This window comes from Streptomyces sp. AA4 (assembly GCF_000158875.1).
Taxonomy (GTDB): domain Bacteria; phylum Actinomycetota; class Actinomycetes; order Mycobacteriales; family Pseudonocardiaceae; genus Amycolatopsis.
In genome coordinates this window covers 5,129,848-5,144,478 of record NZ_GG657746.1, presented here as the reverse complement: position 1 = coordinate 5,144,478, position 14,631 = coordinate 5,129,848, and the positions used below count along the sequence as shown (strand labels likewise).

The following is a 14,631-nucleotide window of genomic DNA, read 5'->3' as shown; positions in this document are numbered from 1 at the left end:
GCCGGAATCCGGGGCGCGCCGCACCGAGGTTCAGGATGTGGGCGGCCGGACGGTGTTGTTCCGTCGGTGTCCACAACGGGGTGTTCCCAGCTGGTGGACGCCGGGGACCGCGGCGGCCGGTCCGCCTACAGTCCTGCGGTCATGAGTTCAGATGCGAAGCCGCGAGGCGCTGCGCGGATCAGCGCCGACTGGGCCGCGGTGCTGGTCGCGGCCGTTCTGGTGGCGTTGGCCGCGTTCGGCGTGCTGCCGGCGATTCCGTTCCTCGTCAAATGACCGCCGCGCTGGAGGGCCGCCGCACGGTGCCCGCGGTCGTGAGATATCTGCCGGGGCTTCTGCTGTTGGCAGCAGTCGGCATTGTGGGAACGTTGGCGCAGAACGGCATCCGCAGCCTCGGCCACGCGACCGGGACCGCGCTGCCGGACATCGAGTACGTGCTGTGGGCGATCGTCCTCGGGCTCGTCATCCGCAACACGATCGGCATCCCGGCGCTGTTCCGGCCCGGGGTCGGGACCTACGAGTTCTGGCTGAAGACCGGCATCGTCCTGCTCGGCGCCCGGTTCGTGCTGGGCGACCTCGCCAAGCTCGGCGGGTTCAGCCTGGGCTTGATCCTGGTCGACATGGCCGTGGCGACCACCGTGATCCTCTTGGTGGGCAAGGCTTTCGGCCTCGGCGGCAAACTGTCCTCGCTGCTGGCGATCGGCACCTCGATCTGCGGCGTGTCAGCGATCATCGCCGGGCGCGGGTCCATCGACGCCGACGACGAGGACTCCGGCTACGCCATCGCCGCGATTCTCGCGCTGGGCGCGGTGGCGCTCTTCACCTTCCCGGCGATCGGGCACGCGCTGAACCTGACCGACACCGAATTCGGTCTGTGGGCGGGACTCGCGGTGGACAACACCGCCGAGACGACCGCGACCGGCGCGGCGTACTCCCCGCATGCGCAGGACGTCGCGGTCGCGGTGAAGAGCACGCGGAACGCGTTGATCGGCCTGGTCGTCCTCGGGTACGCGGCGTACTGGTCCACCCGCGGCGGCAAGGCGGTCGCGGGCGGGCTGAAGGGCCGGGCGGGTTTCGTGTGGCGCACCTTCCCCAAGTTCGTGCTGGGCTTCATCGCGGTGTCCGCGCTGGCGACCGCGCACCTGTTCGCCAAGGCGCAGGTCGCCAATCTGGGAAACCTCTCGAAGTGGGCGTTCCTGCTGTGCTTCGCCGGGGTCGGCCTGAACTTCGACCTGCGCCAGATGGCCCGCAGCGGATGGCGGCCGCTGCTCGTGGCCGCGCTCGGCCTGGTGGTGGTCGCGCTGTGCTCGCTGGGACTGGTGCTGGTGTCCTCGCAGTGGTTCAGCTTCTGACCGAGCAGGCGGGGCGCCCGGGTGGCGCGGCCCGGGCGCCCCGCGTGGCTCACTGGGGCAGCGTCGGAATCCCGGTGGCGGGCAACGCCGACGGGCTCAGCGGCAGGGTCAGCTGTGCCGGGGTGTTCCCGTCCGCCACCTGCGTGACGTTCTCCGGCACGATGGACGTCGCCTGTCCGAGCAGCGCCGGGCTCAGCCCGTAGACCTGCCCGACCGCGCCGACCGGCGTCTGGTTGTGCTGGCCGGTCGTGCTGACGGTTCCGCCGGAGTTGCCGTGCGTGACGTTGTCGCCGTACGCGTTCGCGACCCCGCCCCACACCGCCGAGTCGCCGAACACCTGCGCCACCTCCGAGGTCGGCACGTCCTGCACCATGCCGGACGTGCCGGTGCCGGAGCTGGTGATGTCGCCGCCCGAGGTGTTGCGGGTGCGGTTCACCGCACTGCCGTCGACCATCCCGATCCACGCCGCCGAATCGCCGAAGGCCTGGGCGATCGGCAGCGCTTCCGCCGAGACCGCGTCGCCGGACAGTTGGCCGCGGTCGCCTGCGGTGCGGGTGTCGCCGCCCGCGGTGGAGGTGACGTTGTTCGTCGCGTCGCCGGTCGTCCGGCCGATCCACGCCCCGGCCAGGCCGAACGCGCCCGCGGTCCCGGCGGACGGAGCGTTGACGACGTTGCCCGCGAGGGTGCCGCCGGTGCCGTCGGCGACATTCTTGCCGCCTGCCCGGGAATCGGTGGTGTTGTCGGACACGCCCTGTCCGTAGCCGCCCCACGCCGCTCCGATCCCGTCGACCTGGGTGACCTGCGAAACCGGGGCCTGCGCGATGTTCCCGGCCGCGGTGCCGAGCGCGCCGGTGCCGTGGTAATTGCCGCCCGCCTTCGAATCGGTGTGGTTGCCTGCTTCGCCGACGCCCCGGCCGAGCCACGCGGCTCCGACGCCGAAGACCTGAGTCGGGGCGGAAAGCGGGGCCGCGACGACGTTCGAGGACAGTTTCCCGTTGTCGTCGTTGGTGTTTCCGTCCCCGCCCGCGGTGACCCTCTTGTGCTCGTCGGCGACTCCGACGCCCTGGCCGATCCACGACCCGCCGACGCCGAACACCTCGGCGGGCAGCGCGGCCGGAGCGGTGACGATGTTGCCGGAGGCCGCCGAGTTGTTGCCTTGCGTGCCGTCGTAGCCGCCCGCCTGCACGTTCTTGGTGTTGGTGGCCTGCCCGTAGCTGTTGCCGATCCACGAGGCGCCGGAGCCGAACACGTCCGGGCTGGCCGCGACCGGCGCGGACGCGAGGTTGCCGGACAGCTTCCCGCCGTTGCCGTTCGAGTAGGTGCCGCTGCCCGCCTTGACGTCGGACGTGTTGTCGTGCCCCGCGTACGATTCCAAGCCCCAGTTCCCGGCTACGCCGAACACCTCGGCCGGGACGGCCAGCGGCGCGTCGGCGATGTTGCCCGAACCGGTGCCGTCCTGCGCGGACGTGGAGGAGAACCCGCCGGACGTGACCGTCGATTTCGAGCTGGACGCCGACTTCGGCGCTTGCGCCGGTGCCACCGGCTGCGGGCTCGGGATCGGGACCGGCCACAGCGGCGACCCGTCCGGCCGGGTCGGCTGGCCGGTCGGCGCCGGTGCGGACGGGTCGATGCCGCCGGTCAGCGGGTTGCCGGTGGGGAAGGGATAGCCGGGCAGCGGAACCGGGTCCGCGAGCGGGCTGCCGTGCACTCCGCCGGTGCTGGACTTGCCCGCCCACGCGGCCGCGACGCTCGCCACGTTCGCGAGGCCCGCGCCCTGCGGCTGCACGATGTTGCCGGAACCGGTGCCGCGGTCGCCGTCGGTCTGCACGTAGGACGGGATGTGGTTGATCCCTTCCTTGGTGCCGCCGGCGGTCACCGTGTCCGCGGTGTTCGAGGAGTCTACTGTGGACACACCGCCCCAGGTCGGGGCGTTTCCGTTGAATTCCAGGGGAAACGCCAGCGGCGCCGCGCCGACGTTGCCGGCGAGTGTGCCGTCCTTGCCGGCGCTGGAGATCGGGCCGCCGGACGAGGTCGTGTCGTGTGCCTGCGAGTCGGTCGTGCGGGCCGAACCTCCCCAGGACGCCGCGTTCCCGGTGACCTGCACCGGCGTCGCCCACTGGCCGGCCAGGACGTTGCCGGAGCCGGTGCCGCCGCGGCCGTCGGTGGTGTCGGCTCCGGTCGTCGAGGTGGTCTGCTCGGCGCGGCCGCCCTTCGTGCGCGCGGCGCCGGCCCAGGAGATCGCGTTGTTCGCGAACTGCACCGGCACCGCCCAGCGCGCGTCGACCACGTTCCCGCCGAGCGGGGTGCCCGCGCCGCTGGTCGTGATGTCGTGGTTGTTCTGGTACGTCTGGTGGTGGTTCGAGCCGTCGACCTCGGCGGGGCCGCCCGCGGCGAAGGCGTTTCCGGCGATCTGGACCGGTACCGCCAGTTCGGCGTTCGCTCGGTTGCCGCGCAAGGGATCGCTCGGCGGCGCGGCGGCCTGGGTGCGTGCAGCCTTGGCCGGGACGGGCGCGTTCCGCGCGGGGTTGGCGGCGACCGGTTTCGGCGCGCGCGGAGCTTGGGCCGGCAAGGCTTGCCGGAGCGGGTTGGTGAGCGTCTTCGTGGAGATCTCGCCCTGGTATCCGGGCAGTTTCGTTTGCCCGAGCGGGGTGCCGAGGACGTTGTCGCCGATGTCGATCGGCACGGTGACCCCGGCGTCGACCGGATTCGCCGGAGTGTCCGGGCTGGTGTTGTCGGCGGCCGAGGCGATTCCGGTGCCGAGGACGAGCAAGCCGCCCGAGAGCAGCGCGGTCTGCATGCCGCGTTTGACCCAGATGTGCATGACAATTCCTTTGTTCGTTGAGCGGACGGAGATTTCGGGCACGACTTCGAAGCCCGAGAAGAATCGGGTGCGGTGCGGGGAAGAATTCCGGCGGCGCTAGTCCGGGTCGTATCCGGGCCGGGCGTTCGTGCCGGCCGGGCAGGAGGTGTCGCGGGGCCGAGCCGGAATCGCGACCGGCGTCGGTTCGGACAGCCGCGTCAGTTGCTGCGCTTCGCACTGGGCCGAACCGCTGTGCCAGAGGAATACGCCAGGCGACGGCGGAATCGCCGGCGCGTGCTTCGCTTTCGGCGCGAAGCCGAAATGTGCGGGCGCGGATGGCCGGTGAGTCGGGTGTCGGGCGATGTGGTTGGCCGGGGCTGTTTGCGGAGCGGCACTCGCTGTGACGGGTGCCTGTCGTTTGACGGCGGTCGGCGGTGTGGTGGCCTTTTCCGCCGCCCGCGTGGCGGGTTTCGCCGGTGGTTCGACGGCAGTGGTTCGCTTCGGCTGGATGGTGGCGCTAGGCGGCTGCGTGACGACTGGCGCGGGTGCCGGGGTGACAGTCCGGACCAGACGGGAGACCGTTTTCTCCACTGTGCCAACGATTTCCTTGCTCACTGCTGCGGCGTCGGCTTTCCGCACGCTGTCCACAAGGTGCGGAACGCCAGCGTCCTTGACGAGCGAAGGAAGATCGGGCGGCGGCGGCAGTGGTTCGGCGGCGGCGGACGAAGACGAAATCAGCCACGCGAGAAGGATCCCGCCCGCGAGCGCCGCCGTCGTCACCAGGATGCGCACGGCCCAGCGAGCCACCTGGCTCGCGGGCATTTCGGCCGTGCTGCCACACCTCATGACGAGGCCTCCTGGAAACGGTGCGTGCGTTCGCGAGCGGCGATTCCTCACCGGCGAAACGATGCGTTGTTCCCAGTCTGACAAACAGTGACGACGAGCACTAGATCCGTAATTGCCTCTTCCCCGTTAGAGTGAATGCCGAACGGTGCTCTTGGTCGGCGGGCACGCAGTGGATGTGCAGGTGGGCCGCGCATTCCGGCAGGCGGGCGCAGCAAGATCGACGGCTCCCCTCGCCGGGGGAGGTCACTCTGCGCGCACAATTTCCGAGACTCGAATTGCGGAACTACTTTCCGTGTTTCCGGGAGCCGCGGAGAAAGGACATCCCGGGCGGCTCAGTCGGTTCAGCGACCCGAAACCTACTCAGAAGACGAGTTTCGCCGCCGTCCGCCGGAAACCCGCACTGACAGTAGAACCGCGGCGCGCCGCGGAGTCAGCGCGCCTCCCGGGTCGCGGAGTCGAGCGCGGCGAGCAGGATTCCGGCGGCCGTGCGCACGACGTCGGCGGTGACGTTGAGCGGCGGCAGCAAGCGCACCACGCTGTCGCCGCGTCCGCCCAATTCGACGATGAGCCCGCGGCGCAGCGCGTGGTTCTGCACGGCCAGCGCGAGTCCTGACGCGGGCGCCCCGGTGCGCGGGTCGGCCAGTTCGATGCCCCACATCAGCCCGGCGCCGCGCACGTCGGTCACCCACGGATGGCTGGCCAGCGGGGAAAGCAGCTCCTCGAACTGGTCTCCGCGTTCGACGACGTTGTCCAGCACGCTGTCGCGGTTGACGACCTCGATCGCCCGCGCCCCCGCGGCGAAGGCGAGCTGATTGCCGCGGAACGCGCCGGCCTGTGCGCGCGGCGCCCAGTTGTCGAGGCGCTCGTCGTAGATGATCAGCGAGACCGGCGAGCCGATCCCGCTCAGCGCCTTGGACGCGACGATCACATCGGGCTCGATGCCGTAGCGTTCGAAGGCGAACCAGGTTCCGGTGCGGCCGCAGCCGGTCCGCAGTTCGTCGACGATCAGCGGGATGCCCAGTTCCCGGGTCAGCTCGCGGACCCGGTGCACGAAATCCGCTCGCGCCGGGACCACGCCGCCCTCGCCCTGCACCAGTTCGAGCACGACCGCCGCGGGCAGCGGGAGGCCGCCGTCGGGATCGTGCAGCGAGCGTTCGAGCAGGTCCGGGCAGGTCGTCGCGCAGGTGTCCGGATCGTGGCCGGTCGGGCATCTCGGGCAGGAGGAGTACGGCGGATACTGCGTGCCGGTCAGGGGGTGCGCGCCCGGCCGCTTCCCGGTCAGGCCCAGCGCGGCGTGCGCGCTGCCGTGGAACCGGCCCTGGAACGACACGACGCCGCCGCGTCCGGTCGCGGTTTTGCACAGTTTCAGCGCGGCCTCGACCGCGTTGGTCGCGGCGGGGCCGCAGAAGTGCAGTTTCATCCGCGAGCGCAGCGGCTCGGGCAGCATCGCGAGCTGGGCCTCGGAGAACTCGTCCTTGACCGGGGTCGCGAAGTCGAGCGCGTGGGTCAGCTTGCTCAGCTGCGCGGTCATGGCCGCGACCAGTTCGGGATGGTTGTGCCCGAGGGAGAGCACGCCCGCCCCGGCGAGGAAGTCGATGAAGACGTTGCCGTCGGCGTCGCGCACGAAACTGCCCGAACCCTCGGTGATCGCGATCGGCAGCCGTCGCGGGCCGCCGCGGGAGTTCGGTTCCCGGCGGTCCTGCCGCGCGAGGTACTCGGCCGAGCGCGGGCCGGGCAGATCGCAGTGCACGGCGGGACCGGTGAGCGGCGCGGGATGGTCGAGGATGGTCATCTGGCCTGTTCTCCCCTGACAGTGGTGGTGGCGCGGCCGGACCCGGCCGCCGGGAGCCCGCCCCGGTGCGCGGCGGCCTTCCCTTCGAAAAGGGCGAATCGTTCCCGCTCAGCGCTCGGGGAGAGCCGCCGGGCGCGCTTCGCCGGGGAACGGCGCGGTATCGCGGTGGCGGGCGTCGGACAGAACACCCCGGTTCTTGCCGGGGGATGCGTTCCGCCGATTTCGCGCCGTGCGTCCGTCATGCACTCCTCCTCCTTTTCGCAGGGATTCGCGCACCGCCGGAAAACGGTTTTCGCGAGCAGAGGCGGGGGAGGGCCGCGCTGGGCGCAGCCCTCCCCGGGCGACCTCACTGGAATACCGCGCGGCACAGAGTAGCGCAGCCGGTTCCGGGGCACCGGTACGCGCGAGGACGGCGGGCGGGGTCCGGCTCCGGAAAGAAAAGGAACGGGCGGGAGGAGGCGAGGCAATGCGCCGGGAGAGTGAACGCGGCGATTTCGCGGAGTTCGCCGTACTGGGCTGAACGACTGAATGCACGACGGTGTTCGCGGCGGCGCGAAACGAAACGTGAATATTCACGGTCCGTTTCCGGCGTGTGAATCGGGGCCGGGAGACCGCATCGTGAGATGTTTTCCGGAGGGTCGCGGCCGGGGTTCCGGGACGTGCCGGATGAGGGAATTGTCGAGGGTTCCGGGGTGTTTCCTGCCTTTTCGCCGTCCGGGTCCGGTTGCGGGTGCGGTTTTCGTCTCGGGGTTGTGGTCCAGACCACCGTGGTGGTCTGGACCGGTGGTCGCTGGTCCAGACCATGGCGGTGCGGCTTCGCGGGCGCGTCCGGGGGTCTGGCCCGACTGCCCGCGGACTGATGTCAATCTCGACCGTAACTGAACATAAGCGTGCGTATACCAAACAAAGTGCAGAGTAGGAAAATAACTAACTGTACCATTTTGGCTGGCGTTTGAGGTGATGAGGGCGGGTAGATCGTTGGGGTTGAGCTGTGATTGAGTAACCAAGTATCGCGCCATGGGCATGACGCACCGTCGCCCGTCTGCTACGCGCCGAGGCGATCTGTGGCCGATCCCACTGACTCTGTACACCTGCTGTTTCCGTTTCGTAATCTTCTCGCGCTTTTGCGGTGACCTGCGATCTACCCCGAGGATCAGCGACCCGGAAGCCGCCGCGCGCCGTCGCGGCTCGCTGCCTGGACCAGGTGCGAGGACGGTGGCGGGGCGTGACAGAGAAGGAGCCCACCCACCGTGGGACGGCACAGCAAACCCAGCAAGACGAAAACAGCTCTCCAGCGCACCGGCGCGACCGCGGCTCTCGCGGGCGCCACCCTCGGCGGCATCGGCCTCGCCGGGGCGGGCACGGCCAACGCCTTCCCGGGGCAGGCCGGCATCGTCAAGTGCGAGAGCAGCGGCAACCCGACCGCGGTCAACAACACCGCGGCGGGCCAGCGCGCGGGCCGCCCCGCCGGCCTGTTCCAGATCGTCACGAAGACGTGGCTCGCGAACGGCGGCGGCCAGTTCGCCCCGACGGCCGACAAGGCCACGCCCGCGCAGCAGCAGATCGTCGCGGACCGGATCTACGCGAAGCAGGGTTCGGCCCCGTGGCAGTGCCGCGGCGGCTCCGGCCCGGCGAGCTACGCGGACTTCGGCGGCGACACCTCCGGCGGTTCGGCCGAGGTCGAGGCCTCCGTCGCGAAGCCGAAGGTCGAGGTCGAGGTCAAGGCCGAGACGAAGGTGAAGTCCGCGCCGAAGCACGCCGCGCCGGCCTCGAACCCGGACGGCAGCTACACCGTCGCCGCCGGCGACACCCTGTCCGGGATCGCGCAGAACCTCGGCGTCGACGGCGGGTGGCAGCACCTGCAGCAGCTGAACGCGAAGTACATCCCCGACGCGAACCTGATCCTGGTCGGGCAGAAGATCGTCACGAAGTAACCCGCCGGGGCCCTGGCCGGGCCCGCGCCGCTTTCCCCCGGGCGGCGCGGCCCCGGCCGGAGGCCGCCGGTGCACGCGCGCGCGAAAGTGCGCTCGGGCACCGAACGCGCGCCCCGGCGGTCGGCGTGCGGGGCGGACGGGCCCGCATTGTGGGAACACGGGCCGGTTCGCGCCGCACGCCTTGCCTCGTGGGCTAAGGATGTTCGAGGAGCGCGGGAAATTTGCGCTCGATTCCCGCGTATGCGTGGCTGATCCGAGCTGGCAGCCTTTCGGTTGCAGCGTGGAAACCGGCCGGATCAGAAAGTCCTGGCCGAGGAAGCCGATAAGGCGAGGGGCGCGCACGCAAATTTCGCCCGGGCATTCCGGACCGCGCCGGTTCGATGTGTTCGCTGCCGACTTCGCGCACGTGAACTCGCGCGGTTACCCCTGAGCGGCTTTCCCGTTGACCCGCAACGGAACACTGCGCAACAACGAGAGCGCCTCGGCACTGCGGCTGCCCGGCTCAGCCTGATAGACGATCAACTGCTGCCCAGGTGCACTGCGCACGTCAAACGCCTGATAAGTCAACGTCAACGGCCCGACCGCGGGATGCGCGAACTGTTTCGGCTCGCGGGTTTTTCCGCGTACCTCATGGGTTTCCCACAAAGCCCGGAACTCCCCGCTGCCCTCGCTGAGTTCGGCGGTCAACCGGGGCAGGGCGGGGTCTCCCGTCGCTGCGCGCAGGTTCGCGACGGTGGCCTGGGCGGTCCAGTCCCAGCGGGTGTAGAACTGCCGTCCCGCTGGGTCGAGGAAGGTCATGCGGGCCAGGTTGTCCGCGGTTTCGAACGGGGAGAACAGCGCGTCGGCGAGGGTGTTCGTCGCCAGGATGTCCAGGACGCGGTTGAGCACGAACGCGGGCGCTTGCGGATAGCTGTCCATGAGTTGCCGCAGTTCGGGGCTTACCGATTGGGGTGCGGGGGAAAGGGCGTCGGGCGGGGCTGCGCCGGCGAGGCGGTACAGGTGGGCGCGGGCGTCAGGCGGCAGGTCGAGGACGCGGCTGAGGGCGTCGAGTACTTGCGGTGAGGGGCGGGTTTCGCGGCCCTGTTCCAGGCGTGCGTAGTAGTCGACGTTCACTCCGGCGAGCACGGCGACTTCCTCGCGGCGCAAGCCGGAGACCTTGCGCCTGCCGGAATAGCGCACGTCCGCGTCCTCCGGGGAGCGTTGTGCGCGGCGTGCTCGCAGGAAGTCGCCGAGATCTGTACTGCCCATGCGGTCCAGGGTAGGCGGCGGCTGGGTGGGTGTGACACGTCCTGTCAGCGACCCGCACAGGCGCTGAGACTGGTCGGCATGACGAAAGAACTGGCGGGAAAGGTCGCCCTGGTCACGGGTGCCGCGCGCGGGGTCGGCGAGGCGACGGTCGCTTGGCTGCGCGCCCGCGGGGCACGAGTGGTGGCCACCGACCTCCGGCCTGAGGTGGAAAAGTTGGCCGACGAGGACGTGGCGGTGCTGGTCGGCGATGTGTCCGAAGAGGACGTCGCGGTGCGGTCAGTGGCTGCGGCGCTCGAGCGGTTCGGCGGGCTCGACATTCTGGTCGCCAATGCTGGGCGGTCGGTGAACAAGCCGGTCACGGAGACGACTGCGGCAGACTGGGACGAGGTGCTGTCCGTCAACGCGCGCGGAGCGTTTCTGCATGCGCGAGAGGCGTTTCGGGTGATGCGTGACAACGGCGGGGGAGCGATTGTCACTGTCGGCTCGTTCGCCAGCACGGTGGGGTTGGCCGAGGCGGCGGCGTACAGCGCGTCCAAGGGAGCGCTGTCGCAATTGACGAAAGTGCTCGCGCTGGAAGGCGCTCCGCACGGAATTCGCGCGAATGTGGTCGCGCCGGGCGTAGTCGAAACCGACCTGCTCGACAGTTTCCGCGCCGACAGCCGGGCGTATCTGCGGTCCTTCGGCGACGTCCATCCGCTCGGCCGGGTCGCGCAGCCGGAAGAGATCGCCGAGGTGATCGGCTTCCTGGCTTCGCCGCGGTCCGCGTTTGTCACCGGTGCGGTCGTCGCGGCCGACGGCGGTTACACGGCGGCTTGAGTTCCCTCCGAAGAAAGGAATACCCCATGCGGCTCAAGGGAAAAGTAGCGTTGCTCACCGGGGCGACCGGCGGTATCGGGCAGGCGACGGCGGAGTTGTTCGCGCGCGAGGGCGCCAGGCTGGTTGTGACCGATGTCGATCCCGACGCGGTGGAGAAACTCGCGGCGCGGCTGGAGACCGACGTGCTGGCCGAGGTGCTGGACGTGTCCTCGCCGGAAAACTGGCGCGAGGTCGTCGAACGGACGCGGCAGCGGTTCGGCCGCCTCGACGTGCTGGTCAACATCGCGGGGATCGTGGACTGGCCGGGCATCGAGGAGACCACAGTGGACGGCTGGGACCGGGTGATCGCGGTCAACCAGACCGGAACCTGGCTCGGGATGAAGACCGCGATGCCGCTGCTGCGCGCCTCCGGCAACGGATCGGTCGTCAACACTTCCTCGGTGCTGGGCCTGGTCGGCAGCGGCGCGGCGGCCGCGTACCAGGCGTCCAAAGGGGCGGTGCGGTTGCTGACCAAGACCGCCGCGGTCGAGTACGCGACGCGCGGCGTCCGGGTCAACTCGGTGCACCCGGGCGTCATCGCCACGCCGATGATCCAGGACCTGCTCGACGAACAAGGCGACCGGCAGCCCGACATCGTCCGCACGCCGATGCGCCGCGCGGGCAGTCCCGCCGAGGTCGCGCGCGCGATGCTTTTCCTGGCCAGCGACGAATCCTCGTTCGTGACCGGAACCGAACTGGTCGTGGACGGCGGGCTCACCGCGTACTGACCCCGGCATCATCTACTATCCGGCGTAGTACTTGATCCCGAGGTCCGGCGAGAGGAGCACCGCGGTGCGGCGTTCGAACCGGGTTTCCGCCGGCGCTCGCGGCGGGCTCGGCGCGGGGCTCGTCCTGGCGGGCTTCGCGGGCGGGGCGGCGTTCGCGGCGGTGGCGCGGGCGGCTCCGGCTGAGCGCGAACGTGACTTGACAGCGACGGGCCACGAGGTGCTTCCGGTTTCCGCGCGTCCGCCCACGGCGGAGCTGGCGGTGCTGAAGTCCGCCGCCCAGGTCCGCGACGACCGGCTGCGGCGTGCCGAGAAAGCTCGCCAGGAAGCCGGACAACCCCGTGCTTACGCGCCGGTGACCGGCACGATCACCTCGAATTACGGCGCCCGCTGGGGAACGACCCACTACGGCCTGGACGTCGCGAACGCCATCGGCACGCCGGTCCGGACGCCGCTCGCCGGGACCGTGCTCGAGGCCGGTCCGGCGAGCGGGTTCGGGCTGTGGGTCCGCGTCCGGCACGACGACGGGACCGTCACGGTGTACGGCCACGTCAACCGCTATTCGGTTTCCGCCGGGCAGCGCGTGGCGGCTGGGCAGGCGATCGCCGAGGTGGGCGACCGGGGGCAGTCGACCGGGCCACACCTGCACTTCGAGGTGTGGGCGGCGGGGGAGCGCAAGACCGATCCGCTGCGCTGGCTGCGCGGGCTCGGCGTGCGGATCGCTCCGGGCGGGTGATCCCGGGTGGACGCAGGGCCGGAGCGTGCGCCACAATACATGCACGTTTCACTATATGTCAGGGACGGTGCGAGTGAGCGAGCACAACACGGGCCACGGCCACGGCCACGGAGTGACGGCGGGGGCGGACCGCAAGTGGCTGGTGCGGGCGCTGGTGCTGATCGTCGGGTTCATGGCCGTCGAGCTGGTGATCGGCCTGATCGCCGGGTCGCTCGCGCTGATCACCGACGCCGGGCACATGCTGACCGACGCCGCGTCGATCGTGCTCGCGCTGGTCGCGATCCGGCTGGCGGCGCGGCCGGCGAAGGGCGGGTTCACCTACGGGCTCAAGCGCGCGGAAATCCTGTCCGCGCAGGCCAACGGGATCACCTTGCTGCTGCTCACCGCGTGGTTCCTCTACGAGGCGGTCGCTCGGCTGATCGAACCGCCGGAGGTCCAGGGCGCGCTGGTGCTCGTGACGGCGCTGGCCGGGATCGTCGTGAACGTCGCGGCGAGCTGGTGCATCAGCCGGGCGAACCGGTCGAGCCTGAACGTCGAGGGCGCGTTCCAGCACATCCTCAACGACCTCTACGCGTTCATCGCGACCGCGGTGGCCGGCGCGGTCGTGTGGTGGACCGGATTCGCCCGCGCGGACGCGATCGCCGCGCTGGTCGTCGCCGCGCTGATGGCGAAGGCGGGCTGGGGCCTGGTCCGCGAATCGGGCCGGATCTTCCTGGAGGCCGCGCCCGCGGGGATCGACCCGGGGGCAGTCGGGGAGCAGGTGGCGTCCGTCCCGGACGTGGTGCAGGTGCACGACCTGCACATCTGGCAGATCACCTCGGGCGAGCCCGCGCTGTCCGCGCACGTGCTGGTGCGGCCCGCGGCGGACTGCCACGCGGTGCGCGCCGGGATCGAGGAGATCATGCGGTCCCGGCACCGGCTCGACCACACGACGCTGCAGGTGGACCACGTCGACGAGGACCGGGCCGAGCATTGCGAACGGTCGCACGGGCCGACGTACCGGTTCACCGGCCGCTGACCGCCACCCGGCCCGGCGCGGGCCGAAAACGAGGCGCACAGCAGCGAAGCAGACGCCGGACGAGCGAGCCCTAGGATGCGTGGCGTGCAAGGACTCGGCGAGCTGGAATCGGCGGCGATGGACGTCTTGTGGCGCGCGGGCGAAGCGCGCACCGTCCGCGAAGTGCTCGACGCGCTGAACCGGGACCTCGCCTACACGACGGTCCTCACCGTCCTTGACCACCTGCACAGCAAGGGCTGGGTGGAACGCGAAAAACGCAGCCGCGCCTACTGCTACACGCCGGCTCTCTCGCGAGAAGAGGCCGCGGCGCGCGCGATGCGGAACCTGCTCGCGGACGTCGGCGATCCCGAAGGAGTGCTGCTGCATTTCGCGCGGTCGGCGTCCGAGGGGGAGCGGGAAGCGTTGCGGCGCGGGCTGCGGAAGCGCTCGTGATCGTCTCCGCGGCGCTCGTCGCGACTGCGGCGCTGGTGGGGTGCTGCGGGCCGTTGTTGCTGCGTCGGATATTGCGCGCTCGGATGCCTGCGCCGCTGCGCTTCGTCGCGTGGATTCTGTTGCTGGGCAGCATGATCGCCGCCGGAGCCGGGGCGGTCGTGACGGCGTTCGGGCCGGGGCACGAACTGGCGCGGCAGGTGGTCGCGCGGCTGCGGCTCGACGCCTCGCGGCATCGCGAAGTGCTGCATCTGGACGAGGTGCTCGGCGTCTCCGGCGCGTTGCTCGCGGCGGGCGCGGCCGGGGCGTTCGCCCTGGCGGCTATCCGGCTCTACCGGCATCAGCTTCGTTTGCACGACCGGCATTTCGCGGACCTGTCGATCGTGTGCCGGGCGCGGGCGGGGGTGTGGTGGCTGCCGCTGGAGGAGAAGCTCGCCTACAGCGTCGCGGGAAAGCCCGGCCTCGTCGTCCTCTCCGAAGGGCTCGCGAAGGACCTCTCTGAAGCCGAACTCGCCGCGGTGGTCGACCACGAACGGTCCCATCTGCGCGGACGCCACCACCGCCTGGTCGGGTTCGCGCACGCGGTGGCGGCGGCGCTGCCGTTCGTTCCGCTGGCTCGGAGGTCGCCGGAGTTCGCCGCCGCCGCGGTGGAGTTGAGCGCGGACGCCGCGGCTGGGCGGCGGCACGGACCGGCGACCGTCAGCGCGGCTTTGCGCCGGATGCATGCGGTGCCTTCGTCGGCCGTCGCACTTCGCCTGCAGCACCTCGCCCGCGGCGATGACACCGCGTTGACCGGCCTTGTCGCCTTCGCAGCGGCCGCGTTACTCCCCGTGAGCACCGCCGCGGCCCTGATCGTCGCCGGAGCCTGGACGGCGGCTCCCGCCCTGCTCCGCGCCTGA

Annotated in this window: 13 protein-coding genes; 9 read left to right on the top strand and 4 right to left on the bottom strand. The window is 70.8% G+C overall.

The features are described from left to right. The first annotated feature begins 141 nt into the window (after positions 1-141). Positions 142-273, top strand: a complete 132-nt coding sequence (locus tag SSMG_RS47115) for a hypothetical protein (RefSeq protein WP_255409766.1) — start codon at positions 142-144, stop codon at positions 271-273. Next, positions 270-1,349: a YeiH family protein gene (locus tag SSMG_RS23545; protein ID WP_100266853.1), complete on the top strand. Its 1,080-nt coding sequence runs from the start codon at positions 270-272 to the stop codon at positions 1,347-1,349. The genes SSMG_RS47115 and SSMG_RS23545 overlap by 4 nt, the downstream gene beginning before the upstream one ends. A 49-nt stretch (positions 1,350-1,398) precedes the next feature. On the opposite strand, the gene SSMG_RS42555 is transcribed toward SSMG_RS23545, so the two are convergent. The 3 genes from SSMG_RS42555 to SSMG_RS23530 form a co-directional block, all read right to left on the bottom strand. After that, the gene (locus SSMG_RS42555) at positions 1,399-4,170 is read right to left on the bottom strand and encodes a hypothetical protein (protein WP_050788260.1); all 2,772 of its coding nucleotides are present in this window, start codon (positions 4,168-4,170) and stop codon (positions 1,399-1,401) included. A gap of 96 nt (positions 4,171-4,266) precedes the next feature. Further along, positions 4,267-4,995 (bottom strand): hypothetical protein, encoded by a 729-nt coding sequence (locus SSMG_RS23535; protein WP_009080082.1) that lies wholly within the window; start codon positions 4,993-4,995, stop codon positions 4,267-4,269. A gap of 430 nt (positions 4,996-5,425) precedes the next feature. Next, positions 5,426-6,787, bottom strand: a complete 1,362-nt coding sequence (locus tag SSMG_RS23530) for an aspartate aminotransferase family protein (protein WP_009080080.1) — start codon at positions 6,785-6,787, stop codon at positions 5,426-5,428. A gap of 1,250 nt (positions 6,788-8,037) precedes the next feature. Between SSMG_RS23530 and SSMG_RS23525 the strand changes: the two genes are divergently transcribed. Further along, positions 8,038-8,721 (top strand): transglycosylase family protein, encoded by a 684-nt coding sequence (locus SSMG_RS23525; RefSeq protein ID WP_009080077.1) that lies wholly within the window; start codon positions 8,038-8,040, stop codon positions 8,719-8,721. A 420-nt stretch (positions 8,722-9,141) separates the two neighbouring features. Here the strand turns inward: SSMG_RS23525 and SSMG_RS23520 are convergent, their stop codons facing one another. Then, positions 9,142-9,969, bottom strand: a complete 828-nt coding sequence (locus tag SSMG_RS23520) for a helix-turn-helix transcriptional regulator (RefSeq protein WP_009080073.1) — start codon at positions 9,967-9,969, stop codon at positions 9,142-9,144. 78 nt (positions 9,970-10,047) lie between these two features. On the opposite strand from SSMG_RS23520, the gene SSMG_RS23515 reads away from it, so the two are divergent. The 6 genes from SSMG_RS23515 to SSMG_RS42550 all read left to right on the top strand — a co-directional run bounded on the left by SSMG_RS23515 (position 10,048) and on the right by SSMG_RS42550 (position 14,631). Then, positions 10,048-10,785, top strand: a complete 738-nt coding sequence (locus tag SSMG_RS23515) for an SDR family NAD(P)-dependent oxidoreductase (RefSeq protein WP_009080071.1) — start codon at positions 10,048-10,050, stop codon at positions 10,783-10,785. 26 nt (positions 10,786-10,811) lie between these two features. Then, entirely contained in the window at positions 10,812-11,552 is a 741-nt protein-coding gene (locus SSMG_RS23510; protein ID WP_009080070.1) for an SDR family NAD(P)-dependent oxidoreductase, read from the top strand. 64 nt (positions 11,553-11,616) lie between these two features. Then, on the top strand, positions 11,617-12,285 hold the full coding sequence (locus SSMG_RS23505) for a M23 family metallopeptidase (protein WP_009080068.1): 669 nt from the start codon (positions 11,617-11,619) through the stop codon (positions 12,283-12,285). Positions 12,286-12,358: 73 nt separating this feature from the next. Continuing rightward, positions 12,359-13,303, top strand: a complete 945-nt coding sequence (locus tag SSMG_RS23500; protein WP_234392734.1) for a cation diffusion facilitator family transporter — start codon at positions 12,359-12,361, stop codon at positions 13,301-13,303. Between the two features lie 84 nt (positions 13,304-13,387). Then, positions 13,388-13,735, top strand: coding sequence for a BlaI/MecI/CopY family transcriptional regulator (locus tag SSMG_RS23495; protein ID WP_037717808.1), 348 nt, complete (start codon positions 13,388-13,390; stop codon positions 13,733-13,735). Next, a complete protein-coding gene (locus tag SSMG_RS42550) occupies positions 13,732-14,631 on the top strand; it encodes a M56 family metallopeptidase (protein ID WP_009080064.1) in 900 nt (299 codons plus the stop codon). The genes SSMG_RS23495 and SSMG_RS42550 overlap by 4 nt, the downstream gene beginning before the upstream one ends.

Bases quoted from the DNA above. Each gene is read 5' to 3' on its own strand.
- SSMG_RS23545 (WP_100266853.1), top strand. From the start codon at position 270: ATGACCGCCGCGCTGGAGGGCCGCCGCACGGTGCCCGCGGTCGTGAGA.
- SSMG_RS42555 (WP_050788260.1), bottom strand. From the start codon at position 4,170: ATGCACATCTGGGTCAAACGCGGCATGCAGACCGCGCTGCTCTCGGGC.
- SSMG_RS23530 (WP_009080080.1), bottom strand. From the start codon at position 6,787: ATGACCATCCTCGACCATCCCGCGCCGCTCACCGGTCCCGCCGTGCAC.
- SSMG_RS23510 (WP_009080070.1), top strand. From the start codon at position 10,812: ATGCGGCTCAAGGGAAAAGTAGCGTTGCTCACCGGGGCGACCGGCGGT.
- SSMG_RS23515 (WP_009080071.1), top strand. From the start codon at position 10,048: ATGACGAAAGAACTGGCGGGAAAGGTCGCCCTGGTCACGGGTGCCGCG.
- SSMG_RS47115 (WP_255409766.1), top strand. From the start codon at position 142: ATGAGTTCAGATGCGAAGCCGCGAGGCGCTGCGCGGATCAGCGCCGAC.
- SSMG_RS23535 (WP_009080082.1), bottom strand. From the start codon at position 4,995: ATGAGGTGTGGCAGCACGGCCGAAATGCCCGCGAGCCAGGTGGCTCGC.
- SSMG_RS23520 (WP_009080073.1), bottom strand. From the start codon at position 9,969: ATGGGCAGTACAGATCTCGGCGACTTCCTGCGAGCACGCCGCGCACAA.